This is a genomic window from Nitratireductor lacus, assembly GCF_056431025.1.
In genome coordinates, this window is sequence record NZ_JBWKMB010000020.1 from 1 (window position 1) to 15,210 (window position 15,210).

At 62.3% G+C, this 15,210-nt stretch carries 15 protein-coding genes and 1 tRNA gene; 10 read left to right on the forward strand and 6 right to left on the reverse strand.

Annotated features, from left to right (window positions below; translation table 11 throughout):
- Nucleotides 1–63: 63 nt before the first annotated feature.
- The 3 genes from AC07E3_RS16505 to AC07E3_RS16515 form a co-directional block, all read right to left on the reverse strand.
- The gene (locus tag AC07E3_RS16505; protein ID WP_478363402.1) at nt 64–765 is read right to left on the reverse strand and encodes a DUF6538 domain-containing protein; all 702 of its coding nucleotides are present in this window, start codon (nt 763–765) and stop codon (nt 64–66) included.
- 92 nt (nt 766–857) lie between these two features.
- Nucleotides 858–933: transfer RNA gene (locus AC07E3_RS16510), tRNA-Ala, on the reverse strand.
- Between the two features lie 175 nt (nt 934–1,108).
- Nucleotides 1,109–1,507: a TIGR02300 family protein gene (locus AC07E3_RS16515; RefSeq protein WP_336070613.1), complete on the reverse strand. Its 399-nt coding sequence runs from the start codon at nt 1,505–1,507 to the stop codon at nt 1,109–1,111.
- A 301-nt stretch (nt 1,508–1,808) separates the two neighbouring features.
- Here AC07E3_RS16515 and aroA point away from each other — a divergent pair, with 301 nt between their 5' ends.
- The 4 genes from aroA (at nt 1,809) to rpsA (ending at nt 6,386) form a co-directional block, all read left to right on the forward strand.
- The gene (gene aroA, locus AC07E3_RS16520) at nt 1,809–3,146 is read left to right on the forward strand and encodes a 3-phosphoshikimate 1-carboxyvinyltransferase (RefSeq protein WP_478363404.1); all 1,338 of its coding nucleotides are present in this window, start codon (nt 1,809–1,811) and stop codon (nt 3,144–3,146) included.
- 27 nt (nt 3,147–3,173) lie between these two features.
- Nucleotides 3,174–3,878 carry an SDR family oxidoreductase gene (locus AC07E3_RS16525; RefSeq protein WP_478363406.1) on the forward strand — a complete coding sequence of 235 codons (705 nt, stop codon included), beginning with the start codon at nt 3,174–3,176 and terminating at the stop codon, nt 3,876–3,878.
- A gap of 4 nt (nt 3,879–3,882) precedes the next feature.
- Complete coding sequence (gene cmk, locus AC07E3_RS16530) at nt 3,883–4,533, forward strand: (d)CMP kinase (protein ID WP_478363408.1); 651 nt, start codon at nt 3,883–3,885, stop codon at nt 4,531–4,533.
- Nucleotides 4,534–4,682: 149 nt separating this feature from the next.
- The gene (gene rpsA, locus AC07E3_RS16535; protein WP_065816637.1) at nt 4,683–6,386 is read left to right on the forward strand and encodes a 30S ribosomal protein S1; all 1,704 of its coding nucleotides are present in this window, start codon (nt 4,683–4,685) and stop codon (nt 6,384–6,386) included.
- 849 nt (nt 6,387–7,235) lie between these two features.
- Here the strand turns inward: rpsA and AC07E3_RS16540 are convergent.
- Nucleotides 7,236–7,439: a SlyX family protein gene (locus AC07E3_RS16540; protein ID WP_007008515.1), complete on the reverse strand. Its 204-nt coding sequence runs from the start codon at nt 7,437–7,439 to the stop codon at nt 7,236–7,238.
- Nucleotides 7,440–7,617: 178 nt separating this feature from the next.
- Between AC07E3_RS16540 and AC07E3_RS16545 the strand changes: the two genes are divergently transcribed.
- From AC07E3_RS16545 to deoA, 6 genes are read left to right on the forward strand one after another with little or no spacing between them, the layout of a single operon-like run.
- Nucleotides 7,618–9,150, forward strand: a complete 1,533-nt coding sequence (locus AC07E3_RS16545) for an ABC transporter ATP-binding protein (protein ID WP_478363410.1) — start codon at nt 7,618–7,620, stop codon at nt 9,148–9,150.
- Nucleotides 9,147–10,286 (forward strand): ABC transporter permease, encoded by a 1,140-nt coding sequence (locus AC07E3_RS16550; protein WP_478363412.1) that lies wholly within the window; start codon nt 9,147–9,149, stop codon nt 10,284–10,286. Before AC07E3_RS16545 ends, AC07E3_RS16550 begins: the two co-directional genes overlap by 4 nt.
- A gap of 1 nt (nt 10,287) precedes the next feature.
- The gene (locus tag AC07E3_RS16555; protein WP_478363414.1) at nt 10,288–11,259 is read left to right on the forward strand and encodes an ABC transporter permease; all 972 of its coding nucleotides are present in this window, start codon (nt 10,288–10,290) and stop codon (nt 11,257–11,259) included.
- The gene (locus tag AC07E3_RS16560; RefSeq protein WP_007010600.1) at nt 11,259–11,654 is read left to right on the forward strand and encodes a cytidine deaminase; all 396 of its coding nucleotides are present in this window, start codon (nt 11,259–11,261) and stop codon (nt 11,652–11,654) included. The genes AC07E3_RS16555 and AC07E3_RS16560 overlap by 1 nt, the downstream gene beginning before the upstream one ends.
- Nucleotides 11,651–12,457 (forward strand): purine-nucleoside phosphorylase, encoded by an 807-nt coding sequence (locus AC07E3_RS16565; protein ID WP_065816644.1) that lies wholly within the window; start codon nt 11,651–11,653, stop codon nt 12,455–12,457. The genes AC07E3_RS16560 and AC07E3_RS16565 overlap by 4 nt, the downstream gene beginning before the upstream one ends.
- Nucleotides 12,458–12,464: 7 nt before the next feature.
- Complete coding sequence (gene deoA, locus AC07E3_RS16570; RefSeq protein WP_478363510.1) at nt 12,465–13,784, forward strand: thymidine phosphorylase; 1,320 nt, start codon at nt 12,465–12,467, stop codon at nt 13,782–13,784.
- Between the two features lie 19 nt (nt 13,785–13,803).
- Here the strand turns inward: deoA and AC07E3_RS16575 are convergent, their stop codons facing one another.
- On the reverse strand, nt 13,804–14,379 hold the full coding sequence (locus AC07E3_RS16575; protein WP_478363416.1) for a retropepsin-like aspartic protease family protein: 576 nt from the start codon (nt 14,377–14,379) through the stop codon (nt 13,804–13,806).
- Between the two features lie 96 nt (nt 14,380–14,475).
- Nucleotides 14,476–15,105 carry a uracil phosphoribosyltransferase gene (gene upp, locus AC07E3_RS16580; RefSeq protein ID WP_025031130.1) on the reverse strand — a complete coding sequence of 210 codons (630 nt, stop codon included), beginning with the start codon at nt 15,103–15,105 and terminating at the stop codon, nt 14,476–14,478.
- Between the last annotated feature and the right edge of the window lie 105 nt (nt 15,106–15,210).

The following is a 15,210-nucleotide window of genomic DNA, read 5'->3' on the forward strand; positions in this document are numbered from 1 at the left end:
GCGCAGGCACTCGACACTGGGCTATCTGAGCCCCGTGGAGTTCGAGGAGCGAGCTATGTTAGCTTAACCTCGTGTCCGAAAAACCGGCAGCAGGCCATCCCGCTCCTTCTCCGCGAGAAAAATGTCGCTCAATTCACCTAAGGTAACCGAAGGGGCTCTTGATGGGTCAAACAGGCTATCGAAGTATGGCCGGTCGTAGCGCTGCTCGTATCTGGCGATCCTTCTGTGTCCCAGCTCGAGAAGTGCACGTTCAACAAGGTTCACCAGACGATTTTCGGTTTTGGCATCTAAGTCTGTTATTCCGAGCTCACCAACGATCCGCTGAAACATGCCGGTAATCCATTCGTCGCGGCGCGGGTCTGCGGGGTTGGTTAAAATCGACAGTTCGACTGATGCACTCTCCAATCGCTCTTTAAGATCGTCTCGATCTACCGGTGGTTCCTCACAGAATTGCTGTATCGACCGCTCATCCAGTGCGGCAACAGTCCTACGGATATGCTCGGTGAGCATTGCAAGTGAAACAGCCGCAGTCTTCGGGCGTTGGTCGGCAGGCAAGCGTCCCTGTTCTGCTGCAGCGAACATGGCCTCGACCTTCAGGTCCTCAATGGTACGCAGCCGCTTCGCGTCGGCGCGCGCAGTTACACCGAGTGATCTCTTGATAAAGGTTCGACCGATGATCGGCGCGAGATGCTTCGGGACGCGACGATAATAATGCCAAACGTCACCACGCTTCATAAGATGTAGAGTATCTGCCACCGGTTCCATGCCCCGTGTATACCACACGTGTAACCCAATGGCCTGATGCAAGTGATTGAATTTCCAACTAAGTTAAAGATTTTACTAACTTAGAGGAGGATTGGTGGAGCCAAGGGGAGTCGAACCCCTGACCTCTTGAATGCCATTCAAGCGCTCTCCCAACTGAGCTATGGCCCCACACTCCGGCAATATGGCCGGTCGCCGTCTCCGGCGAAGAGGTCCGGAAGGCCCGCCGGGCCAACCGTGTGGGCGGCTTCTAAACCCGCCCGGCGGGAAGATCAAGCCCCGATTTGCGCCCCCGCGTCACTTTTGACAGGGGGCCGAAGCCATTCTTCCCGCGTGTGCTGAAAAATCAGCTCTCGTCGTCGTCGTCACCGACGCCGATGAAGTCCTTCACATCATCGTCTTCGTCGTCTTCGTCGTCATCGAGGAACGTGTCGTCTTCATCGTCGCCGAGGTCGACATCATCGTCTTCATCGTCGAGATCCGGGATCTCGGCCTTGTCGCTGGACGATGCCTCATCGTCGGCGTCTTCAAGCGACACGACTTCCGGAGCATCTTCCTCGCCGTCCAGCTCCTTTTCCTCCACTTCGTCTTCTTCATCCATGGAGGTATCGCCGCCGGCCTCAAAGAAGCTGCGCGGATAGGTCTGGCCCGTATAGGGCGAAACAATCGGGTCCTTGTTCAGGTCGTAGAATTTGCGGCCCGTTTCCGGGCAGACGCGTTTTGTTCCGAGTTCCGGTTTAGCCACCTTGCTGCCTCATCGTCTTGCGGTCGGCCCAGCCTGCGACGGCTCCATCGCGGCCGGCACCGGAAGCGCTTCCTGCCTTACTGAAAATTTCGGTCCCCATAACGGCAAGTCGCGCACCTGTCAAAGCCTAATACGCACCCTGGAAAGGCCTCTCCTCCCAAGGTCCACTCTCTTTACAACCCCGACAGGGGCCATCCGTCAACCGGGGGATGACCGACTATCCTCATCATGCTAGAGCGAGCAGGCAAAATCCTCGAATAATCTGCCGCCCGGCAGAACGCCTATCATCAGGGACCAGACAATGCACACGACCGAGCCGCGCCCCATGAGCGCCAGAAGATCAGACGCCCTTTCGGGCCGGGCCCGCGTGCCCGGCGACAAGTCGATTTCGCACCGGGCGCTGATGTTTGGCGGCCTGGCGGCCGGCGAGACGCGCATTACCGGTCTTCTGGAGGGCGAAGACGTGCTGCGCACCGGAGAAGCCATGAAGGCCATGGGCGCGACCATCGAAAAGCGCGGCGATGAATGGATCGCCACCGGCACCGGCAACGGCGCCCTGCTGGAACCCAAAGAGCCGCTCGATTTCGGCAATGCCGGCACAGGCGTGCGGCTGACGATGGGTCTTGTCGGCTCTTATGACATGACGACACGCTTTATCGGCGACGCCTCGCTCTCCAAGCGTCCGATGGGCCGCGTGCTCGATCCGCTGAAGGAAATGGGCCTGCAGGTGGTTTCCGCCGAGCCGGGCGACCGCCTGCCCATCACGCTGCGCGGGCCGAAACACGCAGCGCCCATCTCCTACCGGGTGCCGATGCCTTCGGCGCAGGTGAAGTCGGCCGTCCTGCTTGCCGCGCTCAACACGCCGGGCGTGACCACGGTGATCGAACCCGTGGCGACCCGCGACCACACCGAGAAGATGCTGGCCGGCTTCGGCGCGTCGCTGGAAGTGGAGACCGACGCCGATGGCGTGCGCCATATCCGCATCGAGGGCCAGCCGAAGCTTACCGGCCAGACCATCGCCGTTCCCGGCGACCCGTCTTCGGCTGCCTTCCCGCTCGTGGCGGCCCTGATCGTGCCGGGCTCGGAGGTGGTCATCGAAAACATGCTCATGAACCCGACGCGCACCGGGCTCGTCACCACGCTGATGGAAATGGGTGCTGACATCGAGATCCTCGACCGCCGCAACGAAGGCGGCGAGGACGTGGCCGATCTGCGCGTGCGCGGCTCCGAACTCAAGGGCGTGACCGTTCCGGAAGACCGCGCGCCCTCCATGATCGACGAATATCCCGTGCTTGCCGTGGCGGCCTCCTTTGCCGAGGGCGATACGGTGATGCAGGGGCTGGAAGAGCTGCGTGTCAAGGAATCCGACCGGCTTTCCGCCGTTGCCGAAGGGCTCAAGGCCAATGGCGTCGATTGCGAAGAGGGCGAGGCCTCGCTCAGGGTCACGGGACGCCCCGGCGGCAAGGGGCTGGGCGGCGGCACAGTCAAGACCCATCTCGACCACCGCATCGCCATGAGCTTCCTCGTCATGGGCCTTGCGACCGAAAAGCCAGTGACCATTGACGATCAGACGATGATCGCCACCAGTTTTCCCGATTTCACCGCGCTCATGACGCGGCTCGGCGCCACGCTGGACTGACACCCGGATCGGAATGGGAGAGAAAAGATGACTGGACTGAAGGTAGCCATGATCATTGGCGGCGGCAGCGGCATGGGCGCCGCAGCGGTCCGCAAACTGGCAAAATGCGGCCTCGAGGTCGCTGTCATGTCGTCCTCCGGAAAGGGCGAGGCGCTCGGCAGGGAACTCGGCGGGCTGGGTTTCACCGGCTCCAACCTTTCACCGGACGATCTCAAACGCTTCACCGACGCGACGATGGAGCGTTTCGGCCGCATCGACGCGCTGGTGAACGGCGCCGGCCACGGGCCAAAGGGCGATGTGCTCGACATGTCCGACGAAGACTGGCATCAGGGCATGGAGGTCTACCTGCTCAACGTGGTGCGCGCCACACGGCTCGTCACACCCATCATGCAGGCGCAGAAATCGGGCGCGATCGTCAACATCTCCACCTATGCCACCTTCGAGCCGGAAGCGGCTTTCCCGACCTCCGGCGTGTTCCGCGCCGGGCTTGCTGCCTTCACCAAGCTCTTCTGCGACAAATACGCAGCCGAGGGCCTGCGCATGAACAATGTGCTGCCGGGCTTCATCGATTCCCTGCCGGAAAAGGAAGACCGCCGCGCGCGCATCCCCATGGGCCGCTATGGCACGGTGGAGGAAGTTGCCGAGCTCATCGCCTTCCTTGCCGACGAGAAATCCAGCTACATCACCGGCCAGAACATCCGCATCGATGGCGGCATCACGCGCTCGGTCTGACGACATGGACGGAAGATTGACCATCGCCATCGACGGGCCGGCCGCCTCCGGCAAGGGCACACTCGCCCGGCGGCTGGCGGCGCATTACGGCCTGCGCCACCTCGACACCGGGCTCACCTATCGCGGTGTCGCCCGGGCACTGATCGAGGCAGGGCAGCCACTGGACGACGAGGCGATTGCCGAAAAGGCCGCCCGCGCGCTCGATCTCGGCGCGCTCGACCGGGCCGTGCTTTCCGAACACGGCATCGGCGAGGCAGCCTCGAAAGTGGCCGTGATGCCATCGGTGCGCACCGCGCTGGTGGACAAGCAGCGCGCCTTTGCGAGCGCCCCGCCCGGCGCCGTGCTCGACGGGCGCGACATCGGCACGGTGGTGTGCCCCGATGCCGATGTGAAGCTCTATGTGATCGCGGGCGCCGAGGTGCGCGCCACGCGCCGCTGGCGCGAGATCGAGGCCGGCGGCGGCAGCGCCGACTATGCGCAGATCCTCGCCGATATCGAGCAGCGCGACGCCCGCGACATGGGCCGGGCGGACAGTCCGTTGAGGCCGGCAGCGGATGCGCACTTGCTCGATACGAGTGAAATGGATATAGAGACGGCATTCGAGGCGGCCTGCAAACTGGTGGATGCCAGGCTGGCGGCCCGGAACGAAGACTGAAAGAACCGTCTGCCACGCATTCTCTGCGCCGGATCTGCCGCTTCACGCGGCCTTAGAGCGATCCGCTCGGATGCATGATCGGACAAACGCAACACGAACCACCGGCGCTTTTGCCCCGCTTGAATGACAGGGGCTTTTCAGGAGCATCAATGTCAGAACTCAATCCGTCTCGCGATGATTTCGCGAGCCTTCTCGCAGAATCCTTCACCGAACGCGACGCCGCCGAAGGCTCCGTCGTAAAGGGCCTCGTCACCGCCATCGAAAAAGACATGGCGATCGTCGATGTCGGCCTCAAGGTCGAGGGCCGTGTCCCGCTCAAGGAATTCGGCGCGAAGGGCAAGGAATCCGATCTCAAGGTCGGCGACGAAGTCGAAGTCTATGTCGAGCGCATCGAAAACGCGCTTGGCGAAGCCATGCTGAGCCGCGAGAAGGCACGCCGCGAGGAAAGCTGGGTCAAGCTTGAAGCGAAGTTCAACGCCGGCGAGCGCGTCGAGGGCTTCATCTTCAACCAGGTCAAGGGCGGCTTCACCGTCGATCTGGACGGCGCCGTGGCCTTCCTGCCGCGTTCGCAGGTCGACATTCGTCCGATCCGTGACGTCACCCCGCTCATGCACACCCCGCAGCCCTTCGAAATCCTCAAGATGGACAAGCGCCGCGGCAACATCGTCGTGTCCCGCCGCACGGTTCTCGAAGAGAGCCGCGCCGAGCAGCGCTCCGAGATCGTCCAGAACCTCGAAGAGGGTCAGGTGGTCGAAGGCGTGGTCAAGAACATCACCGATTATGGTGCGTTCGTCGACCTGGGCGGCATCGACGGCCTGCTGCACGTCACCGACATGGCATGGCGTCGTGTCAACCATCCGACCGAGATCCTCAACATCGGTCAGACGGTCAAGGTGCAGATCATCCGCATCAACCAGGAAACCCACCGCATCTCGCTGGGCATGAAGCAGCTCGAGGCCGATCCGTGGGACGGCATCGGCGGCAAGTACCCGCTTGGCAAGAAGGTTCTGGGTCGCGTCACCAACATCACCGACTACGGTGCGTTTGTGGAGCTGGAGCCGGGCATCGAAGGCCTGATCCACGTTTCGGAAATGTCCTGGACGAAGAAGAACGTTCATCCGGGCAAGATCCTCTCCACCACGCAGGAAGTCGAAGTGGTGGTGCTGGAAGTGGATCCGGTGAAGCGCCGCATCTCGCTCGGCCTCAAGCAGACGCTCGAGAACCCGTGGGAGGCATTCGCCCGCAACCACACCGTCGGCTCCGTTGTCGAGGGCGAGGTCAAGAACAAGACCGAGTTCGGCCTGTTCATCGGTCTCGATGGCGATGTGGACGGCATGGTTCACCTCTCCGATCTCGACTGGAACCGTCCGGGCGAGCAGGTGATCGAGGAGTACAACCGTGGCGACATGGTGAAGGCGCAGGTTCTCGACGTGGACGTCGAGAAGGAGCGCATCTCGCTCGGCATCAAGCAGCTTGGCCATGACGCCATTGGCGAGGCCGCCGCTTCCGGCGAGCTGCGCAAGGGTGCCGTGGTGACCTGTGAAGTGACCGGCGTGAAGGACGGCGGCCTTGAGGTTCGCCTTGTCGATCACGACGTCGAAAGCTTCATCAAGCGTTCCGACCTGTCGCGTGACCGTGCCGAGCAGCGCCCCGAGCGCTTCTCCGTCGGCCAGAAGGTGGACGCCCGCGTCACCGTCTTCGACAAGAAGACCCGCCGCATCAGCGTCTCGATCAAGGCTCTGGAGATCGCGGAAGAGAAGGAAGCTGTCGCGCAGTTCGGTTCCACCGATTCCGGCGCCTCCCTCGGCGACATCCTCGGCGCAGCCCTGAAGAACAAGGGCGGCGACGAATAAGCCTCAGTGCTTTTTCGGACGACAATGAAAGACCCCGCCGGAGCAATCCGGCGGGGTTTTTTGATGCTTCGAAAAAATCTTATTTTATATAAAATAATATTTTGTTACGAGTTAATCAATAAAAATCATTGACAGCCTATACATGACCACTAGATACTAGATTTTATTTTATTGTTTAGAGAATTTTTATTTATGATTATATCGTTGGAATTTTTTGATACCTCTCTTGCGTCGGATTTTAGCTTTGGCGGTGGCGGCGGCTCAGGCAATGAAGCAGGCCGGGCAACGAAAGACCCGGTTCCGGCAATCCTGCAGGAGGCTATATAGGGGCCGCTATCGGCGGGTTGGTGGGCACCACGCTGGGTGCCAGCATCGGGCCTGCCGGCGCGATTGGCCTCGGCGCTGCGGCGGCCTCGATAGGTCAGGATGTCGGCGGCAGTATCGGCTCTGATCCCATGGGCGGATACGGCCCTGGTTCCGGCGTTTCTATAGGCGGACCGCAGCCTTAGCAGAGCTACTCAGCACACATCCGATTGCTTTGTTCGCGCCGGTCACGATGAAAAATTCATATCTTTTACAAAAAACGCCCGAATATTCCCCATGACATACAAGATAATATTTGTCGTAATATCCATTATAGCGGCGCTATACATATCGGATAATTACCACATTAGCGGCGGGTTCAGATACATCTTCATCGGCCTGGTTGCGCTGATATCCTCATTGATCGTGAGGATTGGGCAGTGAATCAACGCCAGATATCAGCGCAGAACCTCATTGCCTGAAGTGCTGGACTTGGCTGGCGCCCCCGAGGGAGGCACTGCCGCCCGGAAAGCAGGCGGCACCCCCTCACCAATGCGGCGGCTTGGTCACCGGCACATCGCCTGCCGTCTGCTCCTCCAGCTCCATGAAACGCTCCGAGAGCCGATCGAGCTTCTTCTTCAGCGCTTCCGTCTCGCGCCACTGGCGCGTGAGCTCGGCGGAAAGCTCTTCGATGGTCTTTTCCTGCTCGGCGGCCAGGATTTCCAGCTTGGTGATGCGGTCTTCGCTCATGGCGCGCTTCTTTCTGCGGTTTCGGTGCATTCTCGCCTGCGGAAATTGACAAGCAAGGCCTGATTTGTCGAGAGTGCCTGAGGTACCTTTCGCCCGGGCCTCCCGCACAGGTTGGCAGGCGGCAGGCCGGCATGGTAGAAATTTGACCAAACGATAAAAACAGGGAAGCGGGCCGCCGATGGCTGAAACGGCAATCGAGCTCAAGGGCATCAGCAAGAGCTTTGGCGCGGTTCATGCAAACCGCAACATCGATCTGAAAATCGAAGCCGGGACAATCCACGGCATTATCGGCGAAAACGGGGCCGGGAAATCGACCCTGATGTCGATCCTCTATGGCTTCTATCAGGCCGATCGCGGGCGGATCCATGTGGGCGGAAGGCAGGCCGCGATCAACACGCCGAGCGACGCCATCGCGCTCGGCATCGGCATGGTGCATCAGCACTTCATGCTGGTCGAGAATTTCTCCGTTCTGGAAAACGTGATCCTGGGGGCCGAAGGCGAGGCGCTGCTCAACACCTCCATCGCCAGGGCGCGCTCGGAGCTGGAGCGGCTGGAGCGCGACTATGGGCTGGAGGTGGACCCCGACGCCATCATCGAGGATCTGCCCGTGGGCCTGCAGCAGCGTGTGGAAATCCTCAAGGCGCTCTATCGCGGCGCGGACATCCTCATCCTCGACGAGCCGACCGGCGTTCTGACGCCGGCAGAGGCGGATCACCTTTTCCGCATTCTCGAACAGCTCAGGGAAGAGGGAAAAACCATCATCCTCATCACCCACAAGCTGCGCGAGATCATGGCGATCACCGACAATGTCTCGGTCATGCGGCAGGGCGCGATGGTGGCGACCCGCAAGACCGCCGAGACAAGCGTGGAGGAGCTGGCCGAGCTGATGGTGGGCAGGCGGGTGCTGCTTCAGGTGGAAAAGGGCGAGGCAAGCCCAGGCGAGGTGCTGCTTTCGGTGCGCAATCTCACCGTGAAGGATTCGCGCGGCGTCACCATGGTCGACAATGTATCGCTCGATGTGCGCGCGGGCGAGATCGTCGGCATTGCCGGCGTGGCGGGCAATGGCCAGTCGCAGCTTCTCGATGCCATCACCGGCGTGCGCAGGGCCGTTTCCGGCACGGTGACGCTGGATGGCGAGCCGGTGGACCTGACCGGCGCGGCAGACCCCGCAGACCTGCGCGCGCGCGGCATGGCCCATGTGCCCGAAGACCGGCATCATGTGGGGCTTGTCCTGCCCTTTGAGGAAAACGAGAACGCCATGCTCGGCTATCACCGGCAGGCAAAATACCTCAACGGACCCTTCCTCAACATCGAGGCGATCCGCGCCGATGCGCGCGAGAAGATCGAGAAATACGATATCCGCCCGCCCGACTGCCGGCTGAAGACGGCGAACTTCTCCGGCGGCAACCAGCAGAAGATCGTGCTGGCGCGCGAGATGGAGCAGGACCCGAAGGTGCTGATCGTCGGCCAGCCGACGCGCGGCGTGGATGTGGGCGCCATCGAGTTCATCCACAAACGGTTGATCGACATGCGCGATCAGGGCAAGGCAGTGCTTCTGGTCTCGGTGGAACTCGATGAAATCCGCTCGCTCTCCGACCGCATCCTGGTCATGTTCGCCGGCCGCGTGGTGGGCGAACGCGGGCCCGAAGCCAGCGAAGGCGAACTCGGCCTGCTCATGGCCGGCGTCGAGGAGAAGGAGGCGGCGGAATGAGTGCGCCTTATGCGAAACTGCCCGCTTGGGCCGATTACGGGCTGATCCCGCTCATCAATCTCGCCGTCGCCTTTCTGGTGGCCGGGCTCGTGGTGATGCTGGTGGGGGAAAACCCCTTTCGCGCCGCCGCCATTCTGGTGGAAGGGGCGCTGGGCCGCGGGCAGAACATCGCCTACACGCTCTATTACGCGACGAGCTTCATCTTCACCGGGCTTGCCGTGGCCGTCGCCTTCCATTGCAGCCTGTTCAACATTGGCGGCGAGGGGCAGGCCTATGTGGGCGGGCTGGGCGTGGCGGTGGTCTGCCTCGCCTTCGACAGCATTCTGCCCTGGTGGCTGGTGTTTCCGCTGGCCATTGTGGGTGCTGCGTTGTTCGGTGCGGCGTGGGCCTTCATCCCGGCCTATTTCCAGGCAAAGCGCGGCTCGCATATCGTCATCACGACGATCATGTTCAATTTCATTGCCGCAAGCCTGATGGTCTATCTGCTGGTGAATGTCCTGAAGCCAGCCGGCGCGCAGGCCCCGCAGACCCGCAATTTTCTTGAAGGCGGGCAATTGCCCAAGCTCAACTGGGTGCTGGAGGCGATGGGCTTTTCCATCCGCTCCGCCCCGTTCAACCTCTCCTTTCTGCTGGCGCTTCTGGCGGCGTTTTTCGTCTGGGTTCTGATCTGGCGCACGCGGCTCGGCTATGAGATCCGCATGCGCGGTTTCAGCCCCAAGGCGGCGCGCTATGCCGGTGTCAGCGAGACGAAGATCATCATCATCACCATGCTCATTTCCGGCGCGCTTGCCGGCATGATGGCGCTCAACCCGGTGATGGGCGACCAGAACCGTTTGCAGATCGATTTCGTCACCGGGGCCGGCTTCGTCGGCATCGCCGTGGCGCTGATGGGGCGCTCGCATCCGGCGGGCATCGTGCCGGCGGCCATCCTGTTCGGCATGCTCTATCAGGGCGGTGCCGAGCTCGCCTTCGAGATGCCCAACATCTCACGCGACATGATCGTCATCATTCAGGGTCTCGTCATCCTGTTCGCCGGCGCGCTGGAGCACATGTTCCGGCCTTCGATACAGGCGCTTTTCGCCAGCCTAAGCCCGCGCTCTGCAGGCATCGAGGCGCAGCAGGGAGAGGGTGGCTGAGATGGATTTCTTTCATTCCCTGATCCTCGTTCTGGATTCGACGGTACGGTTATCCATACCGCTGCTTCTGGCGGCGCTCGCCGGGCTCTATTCGGAGCGGTCGGGCGTGTTCGACATCGGCCTTGAGGGCAAGATGCTGGCCGGCGCATTTGCGGCCGGCGCGGCGGCGGCCGTCACCGGCTCCGCCTGGGCCGGGCTCGGCGCCGCGATGCTGATCTCCATCTTCCTTGCTCTGATGCATGGCTTCGCCTCGATCACCCATCGCGGCAACCAGATCGTCTCCGGCGTTGCGATCAATTTCATTGCCGCGGGCTCCACGATCATTCTCGGCCAGGCATGGTTCCGGCAGGGCGGGCGCACCCCCTCGCTGCCGGGTGATGCCCGGTTTGGCGCCATCGAGCTGCCCTTTGCCGAGGCGTTGCGCGACGTGCCCATCCTGGGTGACATCTATTCCGAGCTCATCTCCGGCCATTCGCTTCTCACCTATGCTGCCTTCCTGCTCGTGCCCTTCACGTGGTGGGTGCTGTTTCGAACGCGTTTCGGCCTCAGACTGCGGGCGGTGGGGGAAAACCCGGCAGCGGTCGACACGGCAGGCATCTCCGTCTCATGGCTGCGCTATCGCGCCGTCATCTGCACCGGCATCCTCACCGGCATGGCCGGCACCTATCTGTCGCTGGCGCAGAATGCCGGCTTTGTGAAGGACATGACGGCAGGCCGGGGCTTCATCGCGCTGGCAGCCCTCATCTTCGCCAAATGGAAGCCCGTGCCGGTGATGTTCGCCTGCCTTCTGTTCGGCTTTCTCGATGCGTTCGCAATCCGCATTCAGGGCACGCCCCTGCCGCTTGTCGGCCAGGTGCCGGTGCAATTCATGCAGGCCCTGCCCTATATCCTCACCGTGGTGCTTCTGGCCGGCTTTATCGGCAAGGCCGTGCCGCCGCGCGCCGGTGGCGTGCCCTATGTGAAGGAGCGTTGATGAGCGCCAGAGATCTTTTTTCCGCCGCCAGTGCGGCCATGAAAAACGCCTACGCCCCCTATTCGCGCTTTCCCGTGGGGGCCGCGGTCAGGACCGAGGCGGGCACCATCCATGCCGGCTGCAACATCGAGAACGCCTCCTATCCCGAAGGCTGGTGTGCGGAGACCACCGCGCTCGGCCATCTCGTCATGGCGGGCGGCGGTCGCGTAACCGAGATCGCCGTGGTGGCGGAAAAGATGCCGAAGATCATGCCCTGCGGCGGCTGCCGGCAGCGGCTGGCGGAATTCGCTACGGAAGATGCGGTGCTGCATCTGTGCGACACCAACGGCGTTCTGGAAACGGTGCCGTTTTCTGCGGTCTTTCCGCGCGGATTCAGCTTCGAGGATGGCAAATGAAACAGGCGGTCGATCGTCTGACGGAGCGGCTCAACGGGCTTGCCCCGCAGCTTGCGCTGGTGCTGGGCTCCGGGCTCGGCGGGCTTGTCAACGATGTGGACGATGCCGTGCGTATCTCCTATTCCGAGTTACCGGGCTTTCCGCAAAGCGGCGTCACCGGCCATGCGGGCGAGATCGTCGCCGGCCGGCTTTCCGGTACACCGGTTTTGATGCTGGCGGGCCGCGCCCATTATTACGAGCACGGCGACCCCGCCGCCATGCGCCCGGCACTCGAAACCTTATGGGGCATAGGCATCACGCAACTCATCCTCACCAATGCCGCCGGCTCTCTGCGTGAGGACATGCCGCCCGGCTCGGTCATGCTGATCGAGGATCACATCAATTTCTCGGGCGCCAACCCGCTGATCGGTGAAGGCAGCGACCGCCGGTTCGTGGGCATGAGTGAGGCCTATGATGCGGGCCTGCGCACGAGCCTTCAGAAAGCCGCGCAGAAGACGGGCACGCAATTGCACAAGGGCGTCTATATGTGGTTCTCCGGCCCCACCTTCGAAACCCCGGCGGAAATCCGCATGGCGCGCACGCTGGGGGCCGATGCTGTCGGCATGTCGACGGTTCCCGAGGTCATTCTTTCGCGCTATCTCGGCCTTCGCGTCGCGGCCTGCTCTGTCATCACCAATCTGGGTGCCGGCATGAGCGCGGGCGAGCTTTCGCATCAGGAAACAAAGGATATGGCGCCCATTGGCGGGCAGCGGCTCGCCACCATCCTCGGCCAGTTGTGCGCCGATGGCCTCCCAGCCGGCTGAGGGCGCGATGCTGCCGCAGGAGATCATCCGCAGAAAGCGCGACGGCAAGGCGCTGACGGGCGAGGAAATCGCCGAGTTCGCCGGCGGGCTGGCCGGTGGCACATGGAGCGAAGGGCAGATCGCCGCTCTTGCCATGGCCATTTTCCTCAACGGTATGGATGCCTCGGAAGGTGCGGCCCTCACGCTCGCCATGCGCGATTCGGGCGCCGTGCTTGACTGGTCGGACCTGCCCGGCCCAGTGACCGATAAACATTCCACCGGTGGCGTGGGCGACAATGTCTCCCTCATGCTCGCTCCCATCGTGGCGTCCTGCGGAGCCTTCGTGCCGATGATCTCCGGGCGCGGCCTCGGCCACACGGGCGGCACGCTCGATAAGATGGATTCCATTCCCGGCTACACGAGCCAGCCGGGCCAGCAGCGCTTTGCCGACACCGTGCGCCAGGTGGGTTGTGCGATCATCGGCCAGACAGCGGATCTCGCGCCAGCCGACAAACGCTTCTATGCCGTGCGCGACGTGACGGGCACCGTGGAATCGATCCCGCTCATCACCGCGTCGATCCTGTCGAAGAAGCTTGCCGCAGGCCTCTCCTCGCTGGTGCTCGATGTCAAATCAGGCAACGGTGCCTTCATGGACGATGCCCGGGCGGCGCGCAAACTCGCCGAAAATCTGGTGCGTGTCGCTGGCGAAGCCGGCCTTTCGGCCACCGCACTCGTCACCGACATGAACCAGCCGCTCGCCCCTGCCGCCGGCAACGCGGTTGAAGTTCTCAATGCCGTCGACTTCCTGACCGGCAGGGGACGTGACCGGCGGCTGGAGGATGTCACACTCGCACTCGCGAGCGAAATGCTCCTTGCCACCGGTATTGCCGCAACCACGCGCGAGGCATTCGACCGGGCCCATGATGCGCTCGAGAGCGGCCGTGCTGCCGAGCGGTTCGGCAAGATGGTGTCCGCCCTCGGCGGACCGGCGGATTTTGTCGAAAGCCCACAGAAACACCTGCCGGGTGCGAAAGTCATCCTGCCTGTTCCCGCCGAAAGGGACGGATTTGTCGGGGCGATCGATTCCCGGGCGGTCGGCATTGGCGTCATCGAGCTTGGCGGTGGGCGGCGCACGCCCGAAGACAGGATCGACCATTCGGTCGGCCTGACCGGCCTTCTCCCCGTCGGTGCGGAAGCCCGACGCGGTGAGCCGATCTGCATGGTGCATGCCTCATCGGAAGACGCCGCACAGCGCGCAGTGCGTTCCGTGCGCAACGCCTATGAAATTGCTGAGACCAAGCCGCGCGCGCGCAAGACAATCCTGCGCCGCGTGACGGCCGAGGCCTGACAATACCTTAGATGTATCGCTATTGCTCGAGCACCAGAGCCCGGTTTTCCACCTCGAAGCGCGAGAGGCGCCCGAGAAAGCTCATGCCGATCAGAACCTTGTCCAGCGCCCGGTCGTCCAGCACAACGGCGTCGATGTTCTCGACATAGATGCGGCCGATCTGGAGGCTTTCTATCGCGGCGGCTGCAGCGCGAACCTTTCCGTTGGCCGTATTCACCTCATATTTGAAATCGGACGGGCTCAGCTTTACGCCGATCCGGCGGGCCGTTTCCCGATTGATCGCCACATAGGTCGCGCCCGTGTCGATCATAGCGCTCATCTCGCGGCCATTCAGCTTGAAACGCCCCACGAAGTGACCGGTCTTGTCAGCCGCTATGCTGACCTTCTTGCCAAGGAGGACGGAGGTCTCACCGCGCATCTTTGAAGCGCTGGAAGACGGGCGCGCGACTGCGACCTCTTCTGGAGCGTCGTCCCCGCTTCCGCTCAGCGCCGCTTGCAGGAGGCCCCGGTAGAAATCCGGATTGCTCTGATAGAGGGCGGGAACGCCCGCTGCCGCGCCAACCACGACCCCCAGCATGATCATCTTGCGAAACATCGGTTCCTTCCAGCCTGCGTCCGGAAGAACCATAAGAAGAGCCGCCGATCATTCGCTTAACGGAAGCGACAACCGTCCCGGTTGGTTAAGTGCGGGTTACTTGGTGCCGTACATGCGGTCGCCCGCATCGCCGAGGCCGGGCACGATATAGCCCTTCTCGTTCAGGCACTCGTCAATCGAGGCCGTAAAGATCGGAACGTCCGGATGAGATTTCCGGAAATTGTCGACACCCTCCGGTGCGGCCAGCAGGCACAGGAAGCGCAGATTGGTGGCGCCGCGCTCCTTGAGCTTGTCGACTGCAGCGATGGCGGAGTTGGCAGTCGCCAGCATCGGATCGACGACGATCACCAGCCGGTCGCCAAGGTCGCTCGGTGCCTTGAAGAAATACTCAACCGCTTCCAGCGTCTCGTGATCGCGATACATGCCGACATGCGCCACGCGGGCCGCCGGCACCAGGTCCAGCATGCCGTCGAGCAGCCCGTTGCCGGCGCGCAGCACCGACGCGAAGACGAGCTTCTTGCCCTCTAGCGTCGGCGAATCGATGGGTTGAAGGGGTGTTTCTATTCGCTTGGTGGTCAGTTCCAGATCGCGCGTGACCTCATAGCAGAGCAAGAGCGAAATCTCGCGCAGGAGACGCCGGAAGCCAGCAGTCGATGTTTCCTTGTCGCGCATAATGGTGAGCTTGTGCTGGACAAGCGGATGATCGACGACTGTAACGCCCTGCATATGATGTTCCCCGGATGCTGATTTCTTGGTGCCGATACTAGAGCATCGGACCGAAAAGTGGAATCCGGTTTTCGGCTGTTCCGATGCTCCATCAATAGTTTAGAT

Coding starts and splice junctions, on each gene's coding strand:
- AC07E3_RS16505 (WP_478363402.1), bottom strand. CDS start 765: ATGGAACCGGTGGCAGATACTCTACATCTTATGAAGCGTGGTGACGTT.
- aroA (WP_478363404.1), top strand. CDS start 1,809: ATGCACACGACCGAGCCGCGCCCCATGAGCGCCAGAAGATCAGACGCC.
- AC07E3_RS16525 (WP_478363406.1), top strand. CDS start 3,174: ATGACTGGACTGAAGGTAGCCATGATCATTGGCGGCGGCAGCGGCATG.
- cmk (WP_478363408.1), top strand. CDS start 3,883: ATGGACGGAAGATTGACCATCGCCATCGACGGGCCGGCCGCCTCCGGC.
- rpsA (WP_065816637.1), top strand. CDS start 4,683: ATGTCAGAACTCAATCCGTCTCGCGATGATTTCGCGAGCCTTCTCGCA.
- AC07E3_RS16540 (WP_007008515.1), bottom strand. CDS start 7,439: ATGAGCGAAGACCGCATCACCAAGCTGGAAATCCTGGCCGCCGAGCAG.
- AC07E3_RS16545 (WP_478363410.1), top strand. CDS start 7,618: ATGGCTGAAACGGCAATCGAGCTCAAGGGCATCAGCAAGAGCTTTGGC.
- AC07E3_RS16550 (WP_478363412.1), top strand. CDS start 9,147: ATGAGTGCGCCTTATGCGAAACTGCCCGCTTGGGCCGATTACGGGCTG.
- AC07E3_RS16555 (WP_478363414.1), top strand. CDS start 10,288: ATGGATTTCTTTCATTCCCTGATCCTCGTTCTGGATTCGACGGTACGG.
- AC07E3_RS16560 (WP_007010600.1), top strand. CDS start 11,259: ATGAGCGCCAGAGATCTTTTTTCCGCCGCCAGTGCGGCCATGAAAAAC.
- AC07E3_RS16565 (WP_065816644.1), top strand. CDS start 11,651: ATGAAACAGGCGGTCGATCGTCTGACGGAGCGGCTCAACGGGCTTGCC.
- deoA (WP_478363510.1), top strand. CDS start 12,465: ATGCTGCCGCAGGAGATCATCCGCAGAAAGCGCGACGGCAAGGCGCTG.
- AC07E3_RS16575 (WP_478363416.1), bottom strand. CDS start 14,379: ATGTTTCGCAAGATGATCATGCTGGGGGTCGTGGTTGGCGCGGCAGCG.
- upp (WP_025031130.1), bottom strand. CDS start 15,105: ATGCAGGGCGTTACAGTCGTCGATCATCCGCTTGTCCAGCACAAGCTC.